Source organism: Knoellia koreensis, from assembly GCF_013041615.1.
Classification (GTDB): Bacteria; Actinomycetota; Actinomycetes; order Actinomycetales; family Dermatophilaceae; genus Pedococcus; species Pedococcus koreensis.
This window is the reverse complement of record NZ_JABEPQ010000001.1, coordinates 72,584-96,357: the sequence shown is the minus strand read 5'-3', so window position 1 is coordinate 96,357 and position 23,774 is coordinate 72,584. Positions and strand designations below refer to the sequence as shown.

Annotated in this window: 21 protein-coding genes and 1 pseudogene; 5 read left to right on the top strand and 17 right to left on the bottom strand. The window is 71.1% G+C overall.

From position 1 onward, the window contains the following. Positions 1-59 precede the first annotated feature (59 nt). The 7 genes from rpsT to HJG52_RS00415 form a co-directional block, all read right to left on the bottom strand. Positions 60-320: a 30S ribosomal protein S20 gene (gene rpsT / locus HJG52_RS00445; RefSeq protein WP_171241627.1), complete on the bottom strand. Its 261-nt coding sequence runs from the start codon at positions 318-320 to the stop codon at positions 60-62. Between the two features lie 211 nt (positions 321-531). Next, entirely contained in the window at positions 532-1,506 is a 975-nt protein-coding gene (holA, locus tag HJG52_RS00440) for a DNA polymerase III subunit delta (protein WP_171241626.1), read from the bottom strand. Continuing rightward, positions 1,503-2,498 (bottom strand): AFG1/ZapE family ATPase, encoded by a 996-nt coding sequence (gene zapE / locus HJG52_RS20515; RefSeq protein WP_171241625.1) that lies wholly within the window; start codon positions 2,496-2,498, stop codon positions 1,503-1,505. The genes holA and zapE overlap by 4 nt, the downstream gene beginning before the upstream one ends. 34 nt (positions 2,499-2,532) lie before the next feature. After that, positions 2,533-3,444: a cation diffusion facilitator family transporter gene (locus tag HJG52_RS00430; RefSeq protein WP_171241624.1), complete on the bottom strand. Its 912-nt coding sequence runs from the start codon at positions 3,442-3,444 to the stop codon at positions 2,533-2,535. Between the two features lie 76 nt (positions 3,445-3,520). Then, positions 3,521-5,485 carry a bifunctional copper resistance protein CopD/cytochrome c oxidase assembly protein gene (locus tag HJG52_RS00425; RefSeq protein WP_206069823.1) on the bottom strand — a complete coding sequence of 655 codons (1,965 nt, stop codon included), beginning with the start codon at positions 5,483-5,485 and terminating at the stop codon, positions 3,521-3,523. Next, entirely contained in the window at positions 5,469-6,272 is an 804-nt protein-coding gene (locus HJG52_RS00420) for a DUF305 domain-containing protein (protein WP_346767494.1), read from the bottom strand. Before HJG52_RS00420 ends, HJG52_RS00425 begins: the two co-directional genes overlap by 17 nt. Positions 6,273-6,277: 5 nt before the next feature. Beyond that, positions 6,278-6,904 carry a thioredoxin-like domain-containing protein gene (locus HJG52_RS00415; protein ID WP_346767493.1) on the bottom strand — a complete coding sequence of 209 codons (627 nt, stop codon included), beginning with the start codon at positions 6,902-6,904 and terminating at the stop codon, positions 6,278-6,280. A gap of 120 nt (positions 6,905-7,024) precedes the next feature. Between HJG52_RS00415 and HJG52_RS00410 the strand changes: the two genes are divergently transcribed. After that, entirely contained in the window at positions 7,025-7,753 is a 729-nt protein-coding gene (locus HJG52_RS00410; RefSeq protein ID WP_171241622.1) for a response regulator transcription factor, read from the top strand. Then, positions 7,750-8,907: a sensor histidine kinase gene (locus HJG52_RS00405; protein ID WP_346767492.1), complete on the top strand. Its 1,158-nt coding sequence runs from the start codon at positions 7,750-7,752 to the stop codon at positions 8,905-8,907. The genes HJG52_RS00410 and HJG52_RS00405 overlap by 4 nt, the downstream gene beginning before the upstream one ends. 136 nt (positions 8,908-9,043) lie before the next feature. On the opposite strand, the gene HJG52_RS00400 is transcribed toward HJG52_RS00405, so the two are convergent. The 3 genes from HJG52_RS00400 to HJG52_RS00390 all read right to left on the bottom strand — a co-directional run bounded on the left by HJG52_RS00400 (position 9,044) and on the right by HJG52_RS00390 (position 13,002). Beyond that, positions 9,044-11,326, bottom strand: a complete 2,283-nt coding sequence (locus tag HJG52_RS00400) for an ATP-dependent DNA helicase (protein ID WP_171241621.1) — start codon at positions 11,324-11,326, stop codon at positions 9,044-9,046. Positions 11,327-11,393: 67 nt separating this feature from the next. Beyond that, positions 11,394-12,455: a GNAT family N-acetyltransferase gene (locus HJG52_RS00395; protein ID WP_171241620.1), complete on the bottom strand. Its 1,062-nt coding sequence runs from the start codon at positions 12,453-12,455 to the stop codon at positions 11,394-11,396. Positions 12,456-12,465: 10 nt separating this feature from the next. Continuing rightward, complete coding sequence (locus HJG52_RS00390; protein ID WP_171241619.1) at positions 12,466-13,002, bottom strand: STM3941 family protein; 537 nt, start codon at positions 13,000-13,002, stop codon at positions 12,466-12,468. Between the two features lie 38 nt (positions 13,003-13,040). Here HJG52_RS00390 and HJG52_RS00385 point away from each other — a divergent pair, with 38 nt between their 5' ends. After that, entirely contained in the window at positions 13,041-15,656 is a 2,616-nt protein-coding gene (locus HJG52_RS00385; RefSeq protein ID WP_171241618.1) for a DEAD/DEAH box helicase, read from the top strand. Here HJG52_RS00385 and HJG52_RS00380 read toward each other — a convergent pair. Both HJG52_RS00380 and HJG52_RS00375 read right to left on the bottom strand, forming a co-directional pair. Continuing rightward, positions 15,653-16,138, bottom strand: a complete 486-nt coding sequence (locus tag HJG52_RS00380) for an SRPBCC family protein (RefSeq protein WP_171241617.1) — start codon at positions 16,136-16,138, stop codon at positions 15,653-15,655. The two genes, HJG52_RS00385 and HJG52_RS00380, sit on opposite strands and share 4 nt — an antisense overlap. After that, positions 16,135-16,473 carry an ArsR/SmtB family transcription factor gene (locus HJG52_RS00375; RefSeq protein WP_346767491.1) on the bottom strand — a complete coding sequence of 113 codons (339 nt, stop codon included), beginning with the start codon at positions 16,471-16,473 and terminating at the stop codon, positions 16,135-16,137. Before HJG52_RS00375 ends, HJG52_RS00380 begins: the two co-directional genes overlap by 4 nt. A 94-nt stretch (positions 16,474-16,567) precedes the next feature. On the opposite strand from HJG52_RS00375, the pseudogene HJG52_RS21820 reads away from it, so the two are divergent. Further along, positions 16,568-17,304, top strand: a pseudogene (locus HJG52_RS21820) (class I SAM-dependent DNA methyltransferase). A 102-nt stretch (positions 17,305-17,406) separates the two neighbouring features. On the opposite strand, the gene hflX reads toward HJG52_RS21820, so the two are convergent. Both hflX and HJG52_RS00360 read right to left on the bottom strand, forming a co-directional pair. Further along, positions 17,407-18,858: a GTPase HflX gene (hflX, locus tag HJG52_RS00365; protein ID WP_171241616.1), complete on the bottom strand. Its 1,452-nt coding sequence runs from the start codon at positions 18,856-18,858 to the stop codon at positions 17,407-17,409. A gap of 71 nt (positions 18,859-18,929) precedes the next feature. After that, a complete protein-coding gene (locus HJG52_RS00360; protein WP_171241615.1) occupies positions 18,930-20,510 on the bottom strand; it encodes an alkaline phosphatase D family protein in 1,581 nt (526 codons plus the stop codon). Between the two features lie 101 nt (positions 20,511-20,611). Here HJG52_RS00360 and HJG52_RS00355 point away from each other — a divergent pair, with 101 nt between their 5' ends. Next, on the top strand, positions 20,612-21,223 hold the full coding sequence (locus tag HJG52_RS00355; protein ID WP_171241614.1) for a class I SAM-dependent methyltransferase: 612 nt from the start codon (positions 20,612-20,614) through the stop codon (positions 21,221-21,223). Here HJG52_RS00355 and dapF read toward each other — a convergent pair. Genes dapF through def form a run of 3 tightly spaced genes read right to left on the bottom strand, consistent with a single transcriptional unit; the run spans position 21,207 to position 23,614 of the window. Then, complete coding sequence (dapF, locus tag HJG52_RS00350; protein WP_171241613.1) at positions 21,207-22,070, bottom strand: diaminopimelate epimerase; 864 nt, start codon at positions 22,068-22,070, stop codon at positions 21,207-21,209. The two genes, HJG52_RS00355 and dapF, sit on opposite strands and share 17 nt — an antisense overlap. Beyond that, a complete protein-coding gene (gene miaA, locus HJG52_RS00345) occupies positions 22,063-22,992 on the bottom strand; it encodes a tRNA (adenosine(37)-N6)-dimethylallyltransferase MiaA (RefSeq protein WP_171241612.1) in 930 nt (309 codons plus the stop codon). Before miaA ends, dapF begins: the two co-directional genes overlap by 8 nt. A gap of 25 nt (positions 22,993-23,017) precedes the next feature. After that, positions 23,018-23,614, bottom strand: coding sequence for a peptide deformylase (gene def / locus HJG52_RS00340; protein ID WP_171241611.1), 597 nt, complete (start codon positions 23,612-23,614; stop codon positions 23,018-23,020). Positions 23,615-23,774: the final 160 nt, after the last annotated feature.

Genomic DNA, 23,774 nt, shown 5'->3' with positions numbered 1-23,774 from the left:
CGCGCGAGGGCCGGTCACCATCTCGGTGACCGGCCCTCGTGCGTTGGCTCAGCGCGTCCTCAGAGCGAGGCAGCCTTCTTGGCCATCGCCGACTTCTTGTTGGCGGCCTGGTTGGCGTGGATGACGCCCTTGCTCACGGCCTTGTCGAGCTTCTTGCTCGCGGTCGCCAGCGCATCCTTGGCCGCGGCGGCGTCGCCGGAGTCGGCGGCCTCGCGGAACTTGCGGATCCAGGTCTTGAGCTCGCTCTTGACGGCCTTGTTGCGCTCGGTCGCCACGCGGTTCGTCTTGATCCGCTTGAGCTGGGACTTGATGTTTGCCACGGGTGGTTCTTTCTGGTTGGTCGGTTGCTTGCCGTTAGAGGGCGGCAGAAGCCACTCGGGACCAGGCGTGGGGCACCTGTGGTTGAGCGGCTCTGGGTGGTGCTTCGTGCGCGCACGACCTAGGCGCGCACGCGAGGGGCAAATCTACCAGCGACCGCGCCCCTCCCCCAAAACGAGCCAGTATGCCGCCCGCTCACCGCGGGCGACAGGCTCACCTGCCAGTGCGGCCACGGGTGATCGTCAGGATGGCTCGCTCCACGGCATACACGGGGTCACGGCCGCCGCCCTTGACCTCGAAGTCGGCCAGCGCGACCGCCTGGATCGACTCGGCGAGCCCCTCCGGCCCCCACCCCGACAGGCTGCGGCGGGCCTTGTCGACCTGCCACGGCGCCATGCCCAGCTCGCGCGCGAGGTCGGCCGAGCGTCCCCGGCCGGCCGCGCCCACCTTGACGAGCTGGCGCAGCTGCTGCGCGAGCACGGCGACGATCGGCACGGGGTCGACCCCGGTGGCGATGGCGTGACGCAGGAGGCGCAGCGCCTCCCCCGCCTCGCCGGCGACGGCTGCGTCGGCGACGCGGAAGCCGGTCGCCTCGACCTTGCCGCCGTGGTAGCGCAGGACCACCTGGTCGTCGATGACCCCGGTGGTGTCGGCGACCAGCTGGCTGCACGCCGCCGCGAGCTCGCGCACGTCCTTGCCGACCGCCTCGATCAGCGCGCGGATGGCGTCGGGCGTCGCCTTGCGACCGGCCCGGCGGAACTCGTGCATCGCGAAGTCGCTCTTGTCGCGGTCGCTCTTGATCGCCGGGGCCTCGAGGACGCGGGCCTTGGCCTTCTTGAGGGTGTCGAGCACCTTCTTGCCGCGCTGCCCGGACTTGTGGGTGACGACCAGCGTCACGTCGGGCTCGGGCGCGGCGAGGAAGGTGAGCAGGTCCTGCTGGAGCTCGTCCGGTGCCTCGTCGAGGTCCTCGACCACGAGGCACTTCTCGCCGCCGAACAGCGACGGGCTCGCGTGGACCCCCAACGACCCGGCCTCGTAGGTGGCGGCGGGCAGCCGCACGACCTCCAGGTCGGGCGCCTGCGCCTTGAGCTCCTCGAGAGTCGAGTCGAGCGCCCGCTCGGCGAGGACCCCCTCGGGCCCGGTGATGAGGACGAGGGGTGGCACGGTGCGGGTCGCAGTCGCGGTCACGCGCACAGCCTGCCACGACCGCCCGACACGGTGAGCAGGCTGAGGCGGCTGCCGGTCCGGGCAAGGTCGCGAGGCACCTCGCCCTCGGCGTCGGCCACGTCCAGCACCTCGTCGGGTCGATGTGCACTCGTCATATCCAGCCGCCGGTCCAGGTCGACCAGCACGTCGATGAGGTCGGCAAACCGTTGGCGTGACTGGGGATCGGTGTCGACCAGCCGGGGCACGTCGACCAGCCGCCACGCCACGTGCCGTCGCGCGAGGTCGAGCAGGTCGGACGCCGAGCGGGGTGTCGAGCAGAGCTCGGCGAAGGTGAACTGCACCGCCTGGTCCGGCGCATCCGATGGGTCGCTCGGCTCCACCTGACCCACGGTCCAGGTGCCCGAGGCGAAGCCCGCGGATGCGCCACCGCCCAGGGTCCGCAGGTCGGTGTCACCACCCACCTCGACGACGTCGAGCCGCTCCCGGATCGCCACGATTGATGGCTCGAAGAGGTGGTGGAAGCTCGGGTTGGGCAACAGCTGCTCGGGTGCATAGTTCGACGTCAACAGCAGGCGAACTCCGGTGGGCCACAAGCGGTTCAGGACCCGCTGGGCGAGCATGGCGTCGCCCGGGTCGTGCAGGTGGAACTCGTCGAGCAGCACCAGGTCGGCACCGCGCACGAGGTCGTCGATCGTCTCGTCGACATGACCGACCGGCCCCCGGTTGAGGCCCTGGAAGAACTCGACGGCGTGCAGCCGACGCACCGTCGCGCGCTCCCCCAAGGCCCGTACCCACGCGTCGGCGAGCCAGGTCTTGCCGCGGCCAACCTCACCGAAGAGGTACGTGCCGCGTGCGCCGGGGTTCGCAAGCCCCGACAGCGCTCCGCGCTGACCGGGCGTGAGCGAGAAGGTCGCTTCCGCGGCATACGCCTCGACCGCGGCAACGCACTGCGGTCCCGTCAGCGGCGCCGTCGACCGGCGCGACCACCCACGCATCCACCGGCTCGCCCACACGGGCCCACCCTGTCACGCCCGGCCCGGAGCACTGCTACCAGGAGATCTCCTGGCAGTTCTTGCGCTCCTCGTTCTCGACCTGGAAGGTCGCGTGCTCGACGCCGAACTCCTTGCGCATCACGGCCTGCGCCTCGTCGAGCACCTTGGCGTGGTCCGTGCCCGGGGCGATGGCGAGGTGGGCGGTGGCGACGTTCATGCCCGAGGTGAGGGTCCACACGTGCAGGTCGTGCACCGAGGTGACCCCGGAGACCTTGCCCAGCACGTCGGCGACGTCGTCGGGCTTGGCGCCGGAGGGTGCGTGCTGGCCGAGCACCGCCAGCACCTCGCGGCCGAGCATGACAGCACGGACGGCGACGAAGAGGCCGATGGCGAGCGCGATCACGGTGTCCCAGAAGGCGTTTCCGGTCCACATGACCAGCAGGCCGGAGGCGATGACGCCGACCGACCCGACGGTGTCGGCGATGACCTCGAGGTAGGCGCCCTTGACGTTGAGGCTGTCCTTGGAGCCCGAGCGCAGCAGCGCGATCGCGATGAGGTTGACGACGAGGCCGAGCGTGCCGACGAGCAGCACCGGCCCGGTGGCGAGCTCGACCGGCTGGCCGATGCGGCCGATCGCCTCGACGACGATGTAGACCGAGACCCCGAGCATGACGAGCACGGCGAACCCGGACGCGAAGATCTCGGCCCGGTAGGACCCGAAGGTGCGCATGCCGGTGCTGTCGGGCCGGCTCGCGATGCGCGTCGCGACGAGCGCGGCGCCGAGGGTGGTCACGTCGGCCGCCATGTGGCCGGCGTCGCTGATGAGGGCCAGCGAGTTCGACCAGATGCCGACGACGAGCTCGACGAAGAAGAACAGGAAGACCAGGCCGAAGGAGACCTTGAGCCGCCACCGGTGGGCGGCGCTCCCCTGGCCGGTGGCCGCACCGTGGCCGTGTCCCGCACCCATCAGCTCTCCTCACCCTTGTCATCTGATCGCATGCTCAGATGTTCTCCACGAGTGTGCCGCAGGCAAAGCCCCTTCATCAAACCTTCGTGGAACGCGTGTCGCGGGTGCGCCGGGTCTGCTCACCGAGCCGCTGGAGGTGCTCGTTGTATGCCGCGAGGTCGGCGTCGCCGTCGCGGGCCGCCTTGCGGTCGTAGCGCCTCGCTTCGCGCGAGTCGGCGCGGATCCAGCTGATGGCCATGGCGGCGGCGAGGATCGCGACCGGGTAGTCCCCCAGCGCCCACCCGAGCTGCGCCCCGAGGTCCTGGTCGGCCTTGAGTGTCGCCGAGGTGACCCGGGGCAGCACCGAGAACCAGTCGCGGGCCAGCACCTCCGAGCTCGCCATGAGCGAGACCGCGAACAGCGCGTGGAACCCGAACGTCGCCGTGATGAGGACGAGGCGGAACGGGTATGCCGGCCGGCTGGGCCCTGGGTCGACGCCGACGACCGCCGACGCGAGCAGGTAGCCCGACAGGAGGAAGTGGACCGTCATGAGCACGTGGCCCGAGTGGGTCCGCAGGGCCAGCTCGAACAACGGGCTGTAGTAGAAGACCCCCATCGACGCGACGAACAGCCCCGCCGCCACCATCGGGTTGCCGAGGAACGCGAGGGCGCGCGAGTGCACGATGGCCAGCAGCCACTCCCGGGGGCCACGCGTGCCGTCACGCCGCGCGGGCAGGGCCCGCATCGCCAGGGTGACCGGAGCACCGAAGACCAGCAGCGACGGCACGAGCAGCGCGATCGTCATGTGCTGCACCATGTGCATGCTGAAGAGCAGCCGCGCGTAGACCCCGGGACTGGCGCTGGTTGCGACCACCATGGCGGTCCACCCGAGCATCCATGCCACGGTCCGACCCATAGGCCACCGGTCGCCGCGCAGGCGCAGGCGACGCACGCCCACGGCATACAGGGCAACGGCGACGACCGAGACCGGCACCCACAGGCTGTCGATGCGCCACTGCGTGAGCCAGTGCAGGTCGGCGCCGAGGGCGGGCGGCATCGTCTCCCCCAGCAACGCCTCGGCGGTGGACTCGTCCGGGTCGGCGCCGACGGGCGGGGGCGTGCGCGACAGCGCGGTCGCGAACCCGACCGCTACGGCCATGACGACGACCTCAAAGCCCGCCAGGCGCAGGAATGCCTTGCGCTGCAACGACTTTCCCGCACGGGCGAGCACGTGCCGACGGTGCCACCAGCCGGCGACCCCGAGCAGGAGGAAGAGCGCGACCTTGACCAGCAACAGGACGCCGTACGTGCTGCCGAGGGCCGACCAGGAGTCGAGCCGGGCCAGGCTGGCGCCCAGGCCGGAGACGGCCACGAGGAGGTATGCCGCGAGCGCCACTGTGGACCAACGGCCCGCGGCGACCGACAGGTCGTCGCCGAGCTGACGGGCGACCACGACCATGGCCACGAGCCCACCCATCCAGACGCTGACGCCCACGAGGTGCCCGAACTGGCTGTTGACACCGAGCTCGTGGTTGGCGGACCCGGCGGCGTGTCCCGTGAGCGCGAGCGGGGCCAGCGCGAGGACCGCCAGGACGGCGGCCCACCCATCTGCCCCGAGCCGTGCCGCCACCACCGCCAGGGAGGTGAGGACCATGCTGGCCACCATCGCCCGGCCGATGTCGAACGCCGTGACGAAGTCGAGCAGGACGCCCGAGCCGAGCTGGGACGACGGCACACCTGCGATGTCGGACAGCGTGAGCACGAGGACGACGAGCCCGGCCCCGACCCAGGCCGTGCCCGCGACCGCACCCGCGCGCACGGCGGTCGATCGGGCACGGCCCGGGAGTATGCAGGCCGCCGCGACGAAGAAGCCGACGGTGAGTGCGGCGACGACGTCGCGCACCGCCCGGGCCGGGGGCAGTCCCCAGCGGGTCACCGGTCCCGGGTCGACCAGCTCGCCCGTCGGTGGCGGTCCGGACGTGAGCAGGAGCAGCAGCATGCCCAGCGCCGCGGGGACGAGCACCGCGGTGGCGACGAGCGCGCGCCTACTTCGCACGGGCATCGAGCAGCTGCTGCATCTGGGTGATCTCGGCGGCCTGGGCGGTGACGATGGCCTGGGCCAGGGTGCGGACCTCGGCCCGGTTAGTCCTGGCCAGGACCGCCTTGGCCATCTCGATGCCGCCCTGGTGGTGCCGGATCATCAGGGTCAGGAATTGGCGCTCCGCCTCGACACCGGTGGCGGCGCGCAGGGTGGCGAGCTGCTGCGGGGTCGCCATCCCCATGCGCGCCATCGCGCCGGACGAGCCGTCGCCACCCATGCCCGCCATGCCCGGCATACCGGACGCGCTCGACGAGCCTGACGGGCCACCGGTAGATGTGCCGGTGGATGTGCCGGTGGATGCGACGGTGGTCGGGCTCGTCGACGTGGAGCCGTGCGACGACATGCCCGACAGGTCGTGCCCGGTCATCCACGCCATCGGCTGCTGCGAACCCGTCTGCGGCAGGCCCCACTGGACGAGCCAGCCGTACATCTGCCCGATCTGTTGCTGCTGGCTCGTGGCGATGTCGTAGGCGACGGCCCGCAAGGTCGGGTCGTCGGTCTTGTCGCGGATGATGAACGCCATCTCGACGGCCTGCGCGTGGTGTGCCTGCATGTCCCGGGCGAAACCGGCCTCCGCACTCCCACCACTCGGCACGTCACGACCGGCGAGCAACCACCCGACCAGCCCGGCCACGAGCAGGGCGGCGACAGCCACCAGGCCGATGGCCAGGATCTCCGGCCCGCGGCGACGGGGCGCCCGCTCCTGCTCCGCCGGCACGGTGTCGTCGGTCTCGGGTTCGGTGGTCACGACCGTCACTGCGGGGCGTCCATCGGCGTGCCCGCCGTGGTGCCGTCCGTGCCGCCGGTGCAGGCTGCGCCGGGCTCGGGCGTGCCCGGGCCCTGGCGGTACTCCTTGATGAAGGCGTCCAGGCGGGGGTCGGCCGCACCCGTGAGCTGGAGCTGCTTGCCCCAGGCCGACGCCACGACGGGCGCCTTGAGGTCCTTGACCGGCGACAACACGGCATACGTGTCGGGCATGGCGGCGGTGAGCTTGTCGACGTCGCCCTTGGGCAGGTCGCTGCGGTAGGTCACCCAGACGGCGCCGTGCTCCATCGAGTGCACTGCGTTCTCGTTGCGCACCGGCTCGGTGTAGGTGCCGCAGTTGAGCCAGACCGGGTCGTGCTCGCCACCCGCGGGTGGCGCCACCTCGTACTTGACCGGAGTGGTCACGTGGCCCTGCGAGACCTTGTAGGACTTGACGGCGTCCAGCTTCGGTCGGCCCTGGACGTCGCGGACGATGGAGAACGTCACGACCCCCGCGATGACGAGCAGCGCCGCGACCACCGACCCCCAGATGACCGCCGTCCTGCGTCGCTCCTGCTGCTTCTGCTGCTTGCGCAGCTCCTCCACCCGCTGGCGGGCCGCCTTCTTGTTCGCCACCACGACAGGGTCGGCGGCGCGCACCCGCGAACGACGGAGAAACCATGAAGATCCCGTGAAGATCGCCGTCGTGACCCCGACTGGGCGTCGCGACCGCGCCCCATGGCGACAATGGGAGGTATGCCGTCCGCGAGCGCCTCCGCCTCCGTCGCCGCCCATGTCCTCGTCGTCGACGACGAGCGCGCCCTGGCCAACCTCGTCAGTGGCTACGTGCGCTCGGCCGGGATGAGCGCGCAGGTGTGCCACGACGGCATGCAGGCGGTGGCGTTGGCGCGCCAGACGGAGCCCGACGTCGTGGTGCTCGACCTCGGTCTGCCGGGGCTGGACGGCATCGAGGTGTGCCGGGCGCTGCGGACCTTCTCCGACTGCTACATCCTCATGCTGACCGCCCGCACCGACGAGATCGACAAGCTCATCGGGCTGTCGGTCGGCGCGGACGACTACGTGACGAAGCCGTTCAGCCCGCGCGAGCTGGTGGCGCGGATCCAGGCGCTGATGCGGCGCCCGCGCACGAGCGCCCTCACCCGGACGACGGCCGACGAGCCGGTGCGCGAGTTCGGCGACCTGCGGGTGGACCCCGGCGGCCGCGAGGTGTGGGTGGGCGGACGGCAGGTGGAGCTCACGCCCACCGAGTTCGACCTGCTGGCCGTGCTGTCGGCACGCCCCCGCTTGGCCTTCAGCCGGGGACAGCTCATCGCCGAGGTGTGGGGCGAGTCCTGGCGGGGCGACGAACGCCTCGTGGACGTCCACATCGGCCACCTGCGCCGCAAGCTGGGCGACGACCCGGCCAACGCCCGGTACGTGCGCACCGTCCGCGGAGTGGGTTACCGCATGGGTGAGGGTCAGTGAGGTCACCGCTGGACTGGGTGTCAGGGAGGGGCCTGGTCACCCGGCTGCTCATCACCCAGACCCTGGTGCTGGTGGTCGGTCTCGGCACTGCATGGGCGGTCGCGACGCTTGTCGGCCCTCCGCTCTTCCACCAGCACCTCCAGCAGGGTGGGCACAGCGGTCCACCCACAGAGCTCAAGCACGTCGAGGATGCCTTCGCCTCGGCGAGCCTCATCGCCCTGGGGGTCGCGCTGGCCATCGCGCTCGTGACGGCCTTTGTCGTGAGCCTCTATCTCACGAGCCGGATCCAGCGCCCGCTCGCCGAGCTGGCGGGCGCCTCCGACGCGGTCGCGCGCGGCCAGCACGTGCGCGTCGCCGCACCCCGCATCGGTTCGGAGTTCGACCGTGTCGCGACCGCCTTCAACGAGATGGCCGACCGGCTCGACCACGTCGAGGTGACCCGGCGCCGGCTGCTGTCCGACCTGGCCCACGAGCTGCGCACCCCGGTCGCCACCCTCGACGGCTACCTCGAGGGGCTGGAGGACGGCGTCGTTGCGTGGGACGAGGAGACGGCGCGGGTGCTGCGCGAACAGACAGGGCGGCTCGTGCGCCTCGTCGAGGACGTGGGTGACGTGTCCCGCGCCGAGGAGGGCCAGCTCCAGCTGGACCTCGAGGACGTGCCCGTGCCGGTGCTCGCCGAGTCAGCGGTGACTTCTGCGCGAGAGTCGTTCTCCCGCAAGGGAGTTGACTTGCGCCTCGAGCTGGGCAGCGGACCGCGCGACGTGGTCCGGGTCGACCGTCAGCGGATCGCGCAGGTGCTGTCCAACCTCCTGGGCAACGCGCTGCGCCACACCCCGGCGGGTGGTCGGGTGACGGTCGCGGCCGGGCGTGAGGGCGAGGACCACGTCGTCATCTCGGTCACGGACACCGGTGAGGGCATCGACCCGCACCAGCTGGGCCACGTGTTCGAGCGGTTCTACCGCGGCGACACCGCCCGGGACCGCGACCACGGCGGCAGCGGCATCGGGCTGACCATCAGCCAGGCCATCGTCGCGGCGCATGGTGGAAGCCTGACCGCCGCCAGCGACGGGGTGGGCCGGGGCGCCCGCTTCGAGGTGAAGCTGCCGGTGCGCGAGGACGCAACTGGGGCTGGGAGCGCCATGACGGTGGGGTGACTTGCGAACCTGAGTTTCGGAAATGACAAACCCAGGTTCGCAACTCGCAGAATCTCCCTCCGCGCCTGTCGCGGTCGGCCCGGCGGAGCGACGCGGTTGGCTCGGGGGGTCAGGCCGGCTGCCGGCAGCCCCTCGCTCAGTCGAACGAGAGCGTGGCGGCGCCGTTCGCCTCGAGCCCGAGGCCCTTGAGCCGGGCGGCCACGACGTCCGCCGGGCGGTCGACGTGGTCGGCGATCTCCGCGAGAGACAGACCGAGCGCGACGCCTTCGCGCAGCTCCTCGTCGTCCTCGGCCGTCCACCCCTCACCCTCGGTGACCGCGGTGCGCGAGCTCTCGGCCACCGGCGGGTCGCCCGCAACCGGGCGGTTGTCGGCCGGGCGCGGGTGCTCTGCGGCGTCCTCCCCCACTCGCCCCATGGCGGTGCCGGCGAGCGCGCCGGTCGCCCCGCGCAACGCCGGGTCGGCCACCTCGAGCGGCGGTGGCGCGATCTCGTCGAGCCGCTTCAGCGCGGCCAGCACCCGGTCACGGTCGGTCGTCGGCCAGAAGGGCGGCAACGAACGCTGGAGGAAACCGGCATACCTCGCGGTCATCATGCGCGAGTCGAGGAAGGCGACGACTCCGCGGTCATCGGACCGGCGGATCAGCCGGCCGGCGCCCTGCGCGAGCCGCAGCGCGGCGTGCGTCGCCGACACGGCCATGAAGCCGTTGCCGCCCATCCGGGCGATCGCCTGCGAGCGCGCCGAGGCCAGCGGGTCGTCGGGGCGCGGGAACGGGATCCGGTCGATGATGACGAGCTGGCTCGAGGAACCGGGCACGTCGACGCCCTGCCACAGGGTGAGGGTGCCGAACAGGCATGTCTTCGGGTCGCGGGCGAACTGGCGCACCAGCGTGGTGATCTGGTCCTCCCCCTGGCACAGGAAGCCGATGTCTCCGTCGAACCGCTTGCGCATCTCCTCGGTCGCCGCCTGCGCAGCCCGCATCGAGGAGAAGAGGCCCAGCGTGCGCCCGCCAGCGGCTCGCACCAGTGCCTCGATCTCGTCCATGGCTGCGTCGGAGAGCCCGTCGCGGCCGGGCGGCGGCAGGTGCTGGGCGACGTACGCGATGGCCTGCTGCGGGTAGTCGAACGGGCTGCCCACGTCGAGCCCGCGCCAGTCGGGTGAGCCCTCGCCGCGCAGGCCCATCGTGCCGGCGACGGCGTCGAACGTGCCGCCGAGCTCGAGCGTTGCGCTCGTGAGCACCACCGTGCGGTCACCAAAAACCTTGTCGCGCAACAACATTGCGACACTCATGGGTGCGACGCGCAGCACCGAGCCGCGTCGCTGGTCACGGTTGACCCAGACGACGTCGAGCTCGCGCTGCTCCAGCACGCGGGACGAGTTCTCGAAGACCTCGTCGATGGCCGCCTGCGCGACCTTGCGGGCGCCGTCGGGCTCGGTGCCCTTCTCGGGCTTGAGCTCGGACTGCACCTGCCGGGTCGTGTCACGCACCCTTGCGAGGGCGAGGCCGAGCGAGTCGGGTATGCCGGTGAGCCGCCCCTCGGGCAGCTCGTCCAGTACGCCGCGCAGGAAGGCGGCTGCGTCGTCGACGGCCTCGGTGGACTCGGCCAGCCGCGAGGCCCGCTTGGCCGCGGCCTCGACGGCGTTCGCCGTGATCTCGTCGGTGATGGTCGAGGTGACGCGGTCGACCAGCTCGTGGCCCTCGTCGACGACGAGCAGGTCGTGCTCGGGCAGCATCTGCCGGCCCTCGAAGCTGTCGATCGCCATGAACGAGTGGTTCGTGACGATGACGTCGCACTCCTTGGCAGCCTCACGCGACTTCTCGACGAAGCACTCGGAGACCAGGGGGCACTTGCTGCCCATGCACTCGTGGGCGCTGACCGACACCTGCCGCCAGGCGCGCTCGCTCACACCGGGGACGAGCTCGTCGCGGTCGCCGGACTCGGTGATCTCAGCCCACTGCCGCAGCCGCACGACCTCCTGACCGAGCCGCGACTGCGCCCGTCCGGCCTCGCCGGCCTCCTCGACACCGAAGAGCCCGTCCTCGTCGTCGGGGAAGCCGCCCTCGAGCTTGTGCGCGCACAGGTAGTTGCGTCGTCCCTTGACCAGCCCGTAGGTCGGGCGCCGCCCGAGCACAGGTTCGAGCGCGTCGGCGAGGCGCGGCATGTCGCGGTCGACGATCTGCGCCTGGAGGGCCAGCGTGGCGGTGGCGATGACGGCGGGCTTGTCGGTGGCCTGGGCGTGGACGATCGCCGGCACGAGGTAGGCCAGCGACTTGCCGGTGCCCGTGCCCGCCTGCACGAGCAGGTGCTCGTCCTTGTCGATGGCGTCCGCGACGGCGTGCGCCATCTCGACCTGCCCCGGGCGCTCGGTGCCCCCGACCCCCTGGACGGCAGCGTGCAGGAGCTCGTCGAGGGTGGGCATGGGGGCCAGCGTATGCCGTGTGGCCGACGCCGCGATGGCGCCATCCCCAGGCGTGTGGCGCCCGCGCTCAGCCGCCGCCGTGTGGTCGCAGGGGCTGGCCGTCGACGCGACGCGCCATGGTCACGTCGTCGCGGTCGTCGCCCTCGGCCACGCGGATCGCGCCGGGGATGCGACCCACCTCCACATAGCCGCACTGCGCGTAGAAGGCACTCACCCCCGAGCCACTGCGCACACCCAGCTGGAGCAGCTCGACGCCGTCCTCGCGGGCGAGCCGGTGCAGCCCGGCCATGAGGACGAGGCCGTAACCGCGACCCTGGCGATCGGGGTCGACCATGAGCCGGTAGAGCCAGCGGCCGTGGTGCAGCAGCGGGTTGGGTACCCGCACCCACCAGCCCCAGCCGACGAGGGTGCCGGCGGGCTCGCGCAGCGCACCGGCGAACGCGTCACCGGCGGCCATCTGCTCCTCGTGCGCGGCCAGCGCGGCGGCGATCGCCTCTCGAGACGCGCCGGGCAGGAAGCCAACCGCTCCCCCGGCGTCGGTGACCCGGCTCCACAGGTCGAGCACCTCCTCCCGGGTCGCCTGGTCGAGGGCGTCGACCCGCCCCACCCGCGGCGCCTCGAACAGCAGCGACGGCGGCTCGTCGGGCAGGTCGTCCCTCAAGGTCACCGTCGTGTCCGTGCGGGCGAGTCCCGACGCGAGGGCAGTGCGCACCGAGGCGGTGTTGTGCTCCTTCACCAGCGCGCGCACCGGCCGATCGGCGTGCCACTGCGTCGCCATGGCCACCGCAGCCCTCCCGGCCTCCTTGGCCAGGCCCTTGCCGTGGGCCTCGGGCACGAACCGGTAGTAGAGGTTGAGGAAGTCTCCATGGTCGCCGCCGGCGCCCTTGACGCCCACCCAGCCGAGCGGCATACCCGACGTCTTGTCCTCGGCGACCCAGTAACCAAAACCGTCCTCGTCCCAGTGGGCGAGGATGTCGTCGAAGAAGACCTTGTTGGTCTCCGGCGTGCCGATGACATGCGGCGCGTGCGCGTAGACGCGCGGGTCGCTGTGCACGGCGGAGTGGAAGTCGCGGTCGGCCTCGGTCGGGCGGCGCAGGCGGAGCCGGCGGGTGGTGGTCTCGAACGTCACGTCCCCGACGCTATCGGCGGCCTCCGACGTCGCCGTCGGGCCCGACGGGGTGCCGCTCCTGGTACGCGCTCAGCCTCGAGCTGAGCAGCTCGAACAGGTCACCGCTGCTGATGCGCAGGCCGGTGGAGGCAAGGGCGACCGGTGACCCGACCATCCCCACGTTCGCGCGGGCCGCCCATCGGGCGGGTCCGCGCAGGCGCGCGACGTACGCCTCGGGGTCTCGAACGGTGACGACGATGTTGGTGGTCGAGCTCGCCTTCCACTCCCAGACGTTGACGACGTCCGACCAGGGCACGCGACCCATGGCCACCACCGAGCTGGCGTCGGTGAAGCCCACGTCGTCGACCACGAGCCCGGGGCCGCGGCGGAGGATCATCGCCACGCCAGCCACACCGAACAACCCGAAGACGACGATGCCGACCCAGCCGATCAGCACGCCGGTCGGGTCCTCTGACCGGATGAGGAACCACCCGGCTACCAGGAAGAGGACCACTCCCGCCAGGGCCAGGGACGTCTTGAGCCGGCTGCGTTGGATGACCACGGGCACGGTCCCGAGTATCCACGACACCTGACAGGATGGCGGCGATGTCCTCCACCGCGCCGCTCGCCGACCTCGTGCCCGTGGGCGCCGCCCCCGACGAGGTGTATGCCGCGTTCGCGGCCTGGTCGCAGGAGCGTGGGCGGCCGCTCTACCCCCACCAGGACGAGGCGCTCGTGGCGCTGCTGGCCGGGGAGAACGTCGTGCTGTCGACGCCGACGGGGTCGGGCAAGTCGCTGGTGGCCACGGGCGCGCACCTGGCGGCGCTGGCGTCGGACCGGGTCTCGTTCTACACCGCGCCCATCAAGGCACTGGTCAGCGAGAAGTTCTTCGACCTGTGCGAGCTGTTCGGCGCGTCGGAGGTCGGGATGCTGACCGGTGATGCGTCGGTCAACCCGGACGCCCCGATCATCTGCTGCACGGCCGAGATCCTCGCCAACATCGCGCTGCGCGAGGGGCGGGACGCCGATGTGGGGCTCGTGATCATGGACGAGTTCCACTACTACGCCGAGCCGGACCGCGGATGGGCCTGGCAGGTGCCGCTGCTGGAGCTGCCGCAGGCGCAGTTCCTGCTCATGTCGGCGACGCTCGGCGACATGTCGGAGCTGGCCGAGGACCTCACCCGCCGCAACGGTCGCGAGACCACCCTGGTGACCGGCACGGAGCGGCCGGTGCCGTTGTCGTTCAGCTGGGCCATGACACCTCTCGACGAGACGGTCGAGGAGCTCGTCACGACCCACCAGTCCCCGGTCTACGTCGTCCACTTCACCCAGGCCGCGGCCCTCGAGCACGCGCGTTCGCTGCTCGCGATGAAGCGGTCACTCGGCGTCGACAAGGAGGCGATTGCCACGCGGATAGGTGGTTTTCGCTTCACGGCGGGCTTTGGGAAGACGCTCTCGCAGCTCGTGCGGGCCGGGATCGGGGTGCACCACGCGGGCATGCTGCCGCGCTATCGCCGGCTGGTCGAGCAGCTCGCCCAGGACGGCCTGCTCAAGGTCATCTGCGGCACCGACACCCTCGGGGTGGGCATCAACGTGCCGATCCGGACGGTGCTGTTCACCGGGCTGGTGAAGTACGACGGGTCGCGCCAGCGGGTCTTGCGGGCCAGGGAGTTCCACCAGATCGCGGGGCGAGCCGGGCGAGCGGGATATGACACGAGCGGGTCGGTCGTGGTGCAGGCGCCGGAGCACGTCATCGAGAACGCGCGGGCGCTCGCCAAGGCCGGCGACGACCCGAAGAAGCAGCGCAAGGTGCAGCGCAAGAAGCCGCCCGAGGGCACCGTCTCGTGGACCGAGCAGACCTACGACAAGCTCGTGGCCGCCGAGCCCGAGCCGCTCGTCTCACGGATGAAGGTCGACCACGGCACGATCCTCAACATCGTGCAGCGACCGGGTGACCCGGTGCGGGCGCTGTCGCGACTCCTGCGCGACAACCACGAGAACCCGCGGGGCCAGGCACGTCTGGCACGCCGCGCGATCACCTTGGGGCGAAGCCTGCTGGAAACCGATGTGCTGCAACGGGTTTCGCCGGTCGACGCCGACGGCCGAGGGGTGCGGCTCAACCCTGAGGTCTCCGATGACTTCGCCCTCAACCAGCCCTTGTCGCCACTGGCTCTGGCCAGCTTCGAGGTGCTCGACCCGGAGTCCCCCACCTTCGCCCTCGACGTCGTGTCGGTCGTCGAGTCCATCCTCGACGACCCGTTCCAGGTGCTGCTCGCCCAGCAGTTCAAGGCCCGCGGCGAGGCCGTGGCCCAGATGAAGGCCGACGGTATCGAGTACGACGAGCGGATGGAGCGGCTCGAGGAGGTCACCTGGCCCAAGCCGCTCGAGGAGCTGCTCGAGGCGACCTTCGAGATCTTCCGGCGCAGCCATCCCTGGGTCAGCGAGAGCGCCCTCTCCCCCAAGTCGGTCGTGCGCGAGATGTACGAACGCGCCATGACGTTCACCGAGTTCGTGTCCGCCTACCAGCTCGCCCGGTCTGAGGGCACCGTCCTGCGCTACCTGTCCGACGCCTACCGGACCCTGCGCCAGCTCGTGCCCGCGTCCTACCGCAACGAGACCTTCGACGAGCTGCTCGAGTGGCTGGGCGAGACCATCCGCCAGACCGACTCCTCACTCATCGACGAGTGGGAGGCCTTGACCGACCCCGAGGCGCAGGACCGGCTCGCCGACCTGGAGACGATGGCTGCCCAGGGTGGCACCCGGCCGCATCGCCCGATCACGGCCAACGAGAAGGCATTTCGGGTCATGGTGCGCAACGCGATGTTCCGTCGCGTCGACCTCGCCAGCCGCGACCTTTTCGTCGACCTCGCCCGACTCGACGAGGCGAGCGCGGCACTCACCGAGCCCCCGCGGCATACCCTCATGGACGAGGCGGTCTGGGACGAGGCGCTCGGTGCCTATTGGGAGGTGCACGACTCGATCGGCACCGACGCCGCCGCACGCGGGCCGGCCATGCTCACGATCGAGGCAACGACCGGCGCGCCACCCGGCCTCAACGAGCCCGACGAGCCGGCCACACCGCACCGCCTCTGGCTGGCCCGCCAGACGCTCGCCGACCCCGAGGACGACCACGACTGGGTCATCGAGGCAACTGTCGACCTCGACGCCTCCGACGAGGCCGGCGAGCCCGTCGTCCTGACCACCGCCCTGCGCCGGCTCTAGGCGTCGGTGCGCGTCACGTCGACGTAGCGCTGGAGGTAGAGCGGCCACGCTCCCTCGGACGCCATGGTCATGGCCAGGCTCTCCCAGCCGTCGCCGTGCCGGTCGAGGTGCCGGTGCTCGAGCCTGACGCGGGTGGCGTTCTCGCCCTCGGGCGTGAAGCGCACTTCCACCTCGCTGGTCCGGTCGGGGTCGGTCTCGAGCTGCCAGCTCGGGCTGATGTCCCAGCTGAAGACCACACGCTCCGGCGGGTCGAACGCCAGCACGCGCGACCAGCGGCACTCGCTGCCGTCCTCGCCCCGGTCGACGATGTGGCCACCGACCCGCGGCTCGAACACGGTCTCGGTGATCGGGACCGCGAGCAGGTTGTGCTCGCGGGGCTTGACCTTGTCGAACTGCTCGGTGAACAGGCGGAACGCCGTGTCGACCGGGACGTCCACGGTGACCTCCTGCGTAACGGTGGTCGGGGCGGTGGTGGTGCTCATGCCTCGTTCTCCTTGGTGTGGCGGTTGGTGAGCTCGACGAAGTTGGCCATGGCCTGACCCCAGAAGCCGTCGAGCTCGGCCCTCAGCGCCTGGAGCCCGGCCGGGTCCACCTGGTAGATGCGACGCGTCCCCTGCGGGCGCACGTCGACGAGGCCGGCGGCCTTGAGCACCTTGAGGTGCTGGGAGACGGCCGGGCGGCTGATCGGCAGCACGTCGGCGAGCTCGGCGACCGAGCTCGGGCCGGCGGCGAGGAGCCGAACGATGCGACGCCGGGAGGGGTCACCCATGGCGACCCAGGGATCGGCCTCAGCGATCATTGCTCCGTAAGTGCCCACGAACGGTAAGCTACGACTTACGGGTTCACCTGGTCAAGAGAGCACGCACGAAAACGTGTGGAAGCCGGGGTGCGTGGCTGGGAGGGTCGTCCGCGTGGAGCAGGACGAGATCTGGGACGAGACCGCGGCGGCGCAGTACGACACACCGGGCGAGGGCATGTTCGCGCCAGAGGTGATCGAGCCGACCGTCGCCTTCCTCGCGGACCTCGCGGGAGACGGCGCCGCGCTGGAGTTCGCGATCGGCACAGGTCGGGTGGCGGTGCCGCTCGTGGCCGCAGGTGTGCGCGTCACGGGCATCGAGCTCTCCCAGCCCATGATCGACGTCCTGCGCGAAAAGGCAGACGCCGCAACGATTCCCGTCACGCGCGGCGACATGGCAACCACCCGGGTCGACGGCGACTTCACCCTCGCCTACCTCGTCTTCAACACCATCTCCAACCTGCTCACCCAGGACGCGCAGGTCGAGTGCTTCCGCAACGCGGCTGCCCACCTGGCGCCAGGCGGCCGCTTCGTCATCGAGCTGTGGGTGCCGCAGCTGCGGTCACTGCCGCCCGGCTCCCCGCCGCCGTCTTCGGAGCCACCGATGGCTACATCGGGCTCGACACCTACGACACCGTCGACCAGCAGGTCGTCTCGCACCACTTCACCTTCGGACGCGGCCGCGAGGCCCGGCACGGCATCAGCCCGCACCGCTACATCTGGCCGTCCGAGCTCGACCTCATGGGTCGCCTCGCGGGACTCGAGCTGGAGGCGAGGTATGCCGACTGGGACCGTTCGCCGTTCACGGCCGAGTCACGCTCGCACGTGTCGGTCTACCGCCTACCCGCCTGACCCGCGGTCTCAACAAGTTGTCCGTTTCTCGGTTCTGTCGCCGGCATACCGACCAGAGCACCGAGAACCGGCCCACATCCGCCACGCGGCAGACCGACCCACTCAGGCCGCGTATGCCGCGAGCTCGCTCGCGAGGTCGGGGTGCACCCGCGCCTTCACGTGCGTCCCGTCCTGCGTGTGCTCGCTGGAGATGACGTCGGCCTCGTCGTGGAGCCGGCTCACGAGGTCGCCCCGGTCGTAGGGCAGCAGCACGTCGACGTCGATCGTCGGCCGCGGCAGCTCCTCGGCGATGAGGGCCCGCAGCTCGTCGAGCCCCTCACCCGTGCGAGCCGACACGATGACCGAGTGCTTCTCGTGCCGGCGCAGCCGGTCGAGCACCTCGGGGTCGGCCGCGTCGGCCTTGTTGACGACGATGATCTCCTTGACGTCGGCCGCGTCGACATCGGCGAGGACCGCGCGCACCGCGCTGATCTGGCCCTCGGGGTCGGGGTGCGAGCCGTCGACGACGTGCAGCAGCAGGTCGGCGTCCCCGACCTCCTCCAGTGTCGAGCGGAACGCCTCGACCAGCTGGGTCGGCAGCTGGCGCACGAATCCGACCGTGTCCGCCAGCGTGTAGACGCGGCCGTCCTCGGTCTCGGCGCGGCGCACGGTCGGGTCGAGGGTGGCGAACAGCTGGTTCTGCACGAGCACGCCAGCGTCGGTGAGCCGGTTGAGCAGCGAGGACTTGCCCGCGTTGGTGTAGCCCGCGATCGCGACGCTCGGGACGGCATTCGCCTTGCGCGCCAGCCGGCGTGTGTCGCGGCCCGTCTTCATGTCCTTGATCTCGCGGCGCAGCTTGGCCATCCGCTGGTTGATCCGGCGGCGGTCGAGCTCGATCTTCGTCTCACCGGGACCACGCGAGCCCATGCCCTGCCCGGCGCCCACCTGGCCACCGGCCTGCCGGGACATCGACTCACCCCAACCACGCAGCCGCGGCAAGAGGTACTGCATCTGGGCCAGTTCGACCTGCGCCTTGCCCTCCTTGGACTTGGCGTGCTGCGCAAAGATGTCGAGGATCAGCGCGGTGCGGTCGATGACCTTGACCTTGACGACGTCCTCGAGCGCGCGCCGCTGCGACGGGGTCAGCTCGGTGTCGGCGATGACGGTGTCCGCGCCCTCGGCGATGACGATGTCGCGCAGCTCCTGCGCCTTGCCCTTGCCGAGGTAGGTGCTGGCGTCGGGGTGCGTGCGCCGCTGGACGACGCCGGCGAGCACGGTCGAACCCGCGGTCTCGGCGAGCGCCGCGAGCTCACGCATCGAGTTGTCGGCCTCCTCCTGGGAGCCGTCGGTCCAGACGGCGGCCAGCACGACCCGCTCGAGTCGCAGCTGGCGGTACTCGACCTCAGTGATGTCCTCGAGCTCGGTGGACAGCCCGGCGACACGGCGCAGCGCAGCACGGTCCTCGCGGTCGTACTGCTCCCCGTCGTACCCGTCCTGCTCGCCCGGCCGGAACTGCTCGTCGGCGGCGAGGGCGGTGGCCTTGGTGTCAAAGATGGTGGTGTTCTGCTTCGTCATATCCCCTCAAGAGTCTCACTCTTCCAACGAGAGTGACGACTTCTTTATGCCGGGTATGCCGCGTGCCCGCCTCAGTGCCGCCCCTGCGGTTCCAGCGTGCGGCGGTAGACGACCTCACCCGTGGTGTCGCGCAGGCTGACCGCGAACTGGCCGTCGTCGGCGACGTCGACGTGGCCGAAGAACTGGCTCTTGCCGTCACGCGGGCTCTGGTTGGCCCGCGTGCCCGCCTTGGCGAAGTCCACCCGCGGCCCGAACGTCGCGTCCATCTTGTTCGGACCGAACGAGCCGGCGTTGATCGGCCCGGCGACGAACTCCCAGAACGGGTCGAAGTCGGTGAACGCCGCGCGCGACGGGTCGTAGTGGTGGGCTGCGCAGTAGTGCACGTCAGCGGTGAGCCACACGACGTTCCTGATGCGGTGGCGCTTGATCTGCTGGAGCACCCACGCGATCTCGAGCTCGCGGCCCAGCGGGGCGCCCGGGTCGGCGTTCGACACACTCTCCTGGGCGACCGGTCCGTCCGGGACGATGATGCCCAGCGGCAGGTCGGCCGCGATGACCTTCCAGGTCGCGTTCGAACGCCGCAGCTCCTTGACGAGCCAGTTGCGCTGCTCTGCACCGAGGATCGGCGTGAGTTCGCTCTCGCGCCCAGAAGTGTTGGGGCTCTTGAAGGTTCGCATGTCAAGGCTGAACACGTCGAGGTGCTTGCCGCGGTTGATCGTGCGGTAGATGCGCACCGGACCGCGCTGGCGCCTGGCGCCCCACTCCCCCAGCTGGCGCGCTGCGATCGGCTGGTACTCGGACCAGGCCTGGCGCCCGCGCGCAGCCAGCACGTCGACGCGGCGCTCGGTGTACCGCGGGTCGTCGAGGATCTCGCCCGGGTACCAGTTGTTGACGGTCTCGTGGTCGTCCCATTGCGCGACGACGGGCACGGCGGCATACATGGCGCGCACGTTGTCGTCCATGAGGTTGTAGCGGTGCCGGCCGCGGTACTCCTCCAGCGACTGGGCGACGACGGCCACCTCGGGCGTGACGAGGTTGCACCAGACCTGCCCGTCCGGCTCGGTGACCTGTGCCGAAATCGGACCGTCGGCGTAGATGGTGTCGCCGGAGTGGAGGAAGAAGTCGGGACGCGTGGCGAGCATCGCGGCATACCCCTGCATGCCGCCGAGGTCCGGGTTGATGCCCCAGCCCTGCCCGGCGGTGTCGCCGGTCCAGACGAAGCTCTGCGCGTCGCGGCCGGCGGGTGCGGTGCTGAACGAGCCCGTCGCCCGCTCGCCGCGGTGCCCATCGGCGTCCTCGAACTCGACGGTGTAGCGGAACTCGCCACCCGACGGGAGCCCACGCAGGTCGACCCGCGCGGTGTGGTCGGTGTCGGGCGTGGCCCACGGGCCTGCCACGGTGCGTCGGTACCCACGAGGCCCGCTGAGCCGCACCATCATCCGGCCCGGGCCGTCGGAGCGTGACCAGATGGTCGCCTCACGAGCGGTGACGTCGCCGGTCTGCACCCCGCTCGGGATGCTCAGCCGTGAGCCGATCACGAGGCCGGGCGCCCGCTGGCCCTGGGCGCGAGCGACGCCGCCGAGAGCGAGGGAGCCGGCGCTGCCGAGGGCGCCGGCGAGCAGGAGACGACGGGTGGGCTGGGTGCTCGTCATGTCGCCCCACGATGCCCCCGCGCGGACCGCCGTGGATGAAGTCGGGGTGACAAGCGGGCGCACGCTGGGGGAACGTGCCGCAGCCACTAGCGTTGGCGCCGATGAGCGACCACTACTTCACCGCCGAACCGGCCAGCGCCGCCGAGCAGCGCAGCCTCTCGCTCGAGCTCGCCGGGCGACCGGTCACCGTCCGCACGGCCGGCGGCATCTTCAGCCCCGACGGGCTCGACAAGGGCACCGCGGTGCTGTTGCACGAGGTACCGGCACCGCCTGCTTCGGGCACGTTCCTGGACCTGGGGTGCGGCTGGGGTCCGATCGCCCTGACCCTCGCCCTCTCGTCACCGGACGCGACCGTGTATGCCGTGGACGTCAACGAGCGCGCGCTCGACCTCGCGCGCGCCAACGCCCGGTCGCTGGGGCTGGACCGTGTGCACGTGAGCCGGCCGGACGGCATACCAGGCGACGTGTCGTTCGACCTCATCTGGTCGAACCCGCCCATCCGGGTGGGCAAGGCGGTGCTGCACGACCTGATGCGGACGTGGCTGCCGCGGCTGGCGCCCGGCGGCGTCGCCTACCTGGTCGTGCAGAAGAACCTCGGCTCGGACTCGCTGCAGCGCTGGCTCGCGGACGAGCTGCCCGCGCCGGGGTATGCCGTGTCGCGGTTCGCGAGCGACAAGGGCTTTCGGGTGCTCGAGGTCAGACGAGTGAGGTGACACCGTCGGCGACGAGGCGGGCGGGCCCGGCCAGCTCGACCTCGTTGCCGGCGAGCGCGCGCACGCGCAGGCGGCCGCCGGGGACGTCGACGGTCCAGGTGTCCCCCTGGTCGCCGGCCCAGAACCGGGTGGCGAGCGCCGCGGCGGCCGCACCCGTGCCACACGACTGGGTCTCGCCGACCCCGCGCTCGTGCACGCGCATCCGGATGTGACCGGCCCCGAGGGGGCGCACCAGCTCGACGTTGGTGCCGTGCTCGGGCTGCGGGTTGACCATCGGCGGCAGGTGCAGGTCGAGGGCGTCGAGGTCGACCTGCTCCGGCAGCGCGACGACGGTGTGCGGGTTGCCGAGGTCGAGGCTCAGGGCCGACAGCGGTTCCTGACCTGGGAGGTGGACGAGGGCGTCGAATCCCTCGGCGTCGGCGATGTGCGGCTGGGCGAGCCGCCAGGGGCCGAGGTTGACCGCGATCAGCTCGGGCGTCTCGAACCGCACGATCTTGGTGCCGGCGCGGGTCGCGATGGCGAACTCGTCGGCGGTCTCCAGGCCCTCGCGACGCAGGTAGGCCGCGAAGACGCGCGTGCCGTTGCCGCACATCTCGGCGACGCTGCCGTCGGCGTTGCGGTAGTCCATGAACCACCGCGCCTGCGATGTCTGGGCGAGCACATCGGGCTCGGTGCTCGTGGCCGTCGGCACGACGCGGATCACGCCGTCGCCGCCGATTCCAGCTCGGCGGTCCGCCAGCAGGGCAGCGTGCTCGGCCGTCATCTCCGTCGTGCCCTCGAGGTCGGGCACGAGGACGAAGTCGTTCTCGGTGCCGTGCCCTTTGGTGAACGCGAGCTGGTCAGCCATGCGCACCATTGTCGCCGATGGCTGCGGCCACCCGGGTCAGGGCCTGCTCGAGCAGGTCGGGGGCGGTGGCGTCGAGCCAGTGGATCCGCGGGTCGGGGGTGAACCACGACTCCTGGCGGCGGGCGAACCGGCGCGTCATCGTCGTCGTCTGCTCCTGTGCCTGCTCGGTGGTCATGGTGCCGTCGAGGTCGGCGAGCGCCTGCGCGTAACCGAGTGCCCTGGAGGCCGTGCGGCCCTCGCGCAGGCCACGGCTCTCGAGGCCGCGCACCTCGTCCAGGAGCCCGTCATCCCACATCCTGCGCACCCGGGCGCCGATGCGTTCATCGAGCTGCTCGCGTGGGAGCCGCAGTCCGACCATGACCGTGTCGGTGACGTACTCGCGGGTGGGCATGGTCGCCGAGAACGGGCGGCCGGTGAGCTCGATGACCTCCAGTGCCCGGACGATCCGACGCGCGTTGTTGGCTTCAATCGCTTGTGCCGCAATGGGATCCGCGGCCTGGAGCCGCTCGAACATGGCCGCGGTGCCGAGCTCGTCGGCCTCCGCCTGGATGCGCGCGCGGGTCAGAGGGTCGGTGGGTGGGATGTCGAGGACGTCGAGGGCGGCGCGCACGTAGAGCCCCGACCCGCCGACGAGAACGGGGTGGTTGCCCCTCGCGCGGATCGCGGCGATGTCGCCCCGCGCTGCCCTCTGGTATGCCGCGACGCTGGCTTCCTCAGTCACGTCGAGGACGTCGAGCTGGTGGTGGGGTATACCGCGCCGCTCGTCCTCGGGGACCTTGGCCGTGCCGATGTCCATGCCGCGGTAGAGCTGGCTGGCGTCGGCATTGACGACCTCTCCCCCGAGCTGCTCGGCCAGCGCGATGCCGAGGTCGGACTTGCCCGTGGCGGTCGGCCCGACCACGGCGAGAACGGCCTTCACCATGCAGCCTTCACCATGCGACCTTCACCTAGAGGTCGTGCTCGTCCGGGGCGTCGTGACCGAACGGGTCCTCGTCGACACCGGGCATCCACGTGTGGCCGGGGGTGCCCCAGCCGTTGCGCTTGACCGCCTTGCGCGCCTTCTTGCTCCACCGGTCGCCCAGGCGGTCGACGTAGAGGAACCCGTTGAGGTGGTCGTACTCGTGCTGCATGCAGCGGGCGAACCAGCCGGTGGCATCGAACTCGAGCTCGTTGCCGTCGAGGTCGAGCCCGGTGACGTGGGCCTCGAGGCCACGGCGCAGCGGGAACGACTCCCCCGGGACCGACAGGCAGCCCTCGGACTCCTCGGCCGGGTCGGGGTCGCCCACGGCCGGTTTCGACGCGACGACATAGGGATTGATGACCACACCACGCGCGGGCACGTCGTCGTTGTTGTCCATCTGCCACGTGAAGATGCGCAGCCCGACCCCGATCTGTGGGGCCGCGAGACCGACCCCGTTGGCCACGTCCATGGTCTCGAACATGTCGGCCACCAGGTCGCGGATCTCGTCGTCGATGACCTCGACGGGCTCGGCACGGCGGTGGAGCACGGGCTCACCCGTGATGACGATGGGACGAACAGCCATGCGCCACAGTCTTTCATCCGCGGGCCTGCGGTATCAGAACAGGGCTCAGATGAGGAGCTCAGGTCCGCCGGTTCGGTCGCTGCTGCTGCCACCGTCGCAGCTTCACGATGGACCACACCAGTTGTGCAACCGAGACCACGATCCAGGTCGCGGCGAGGAT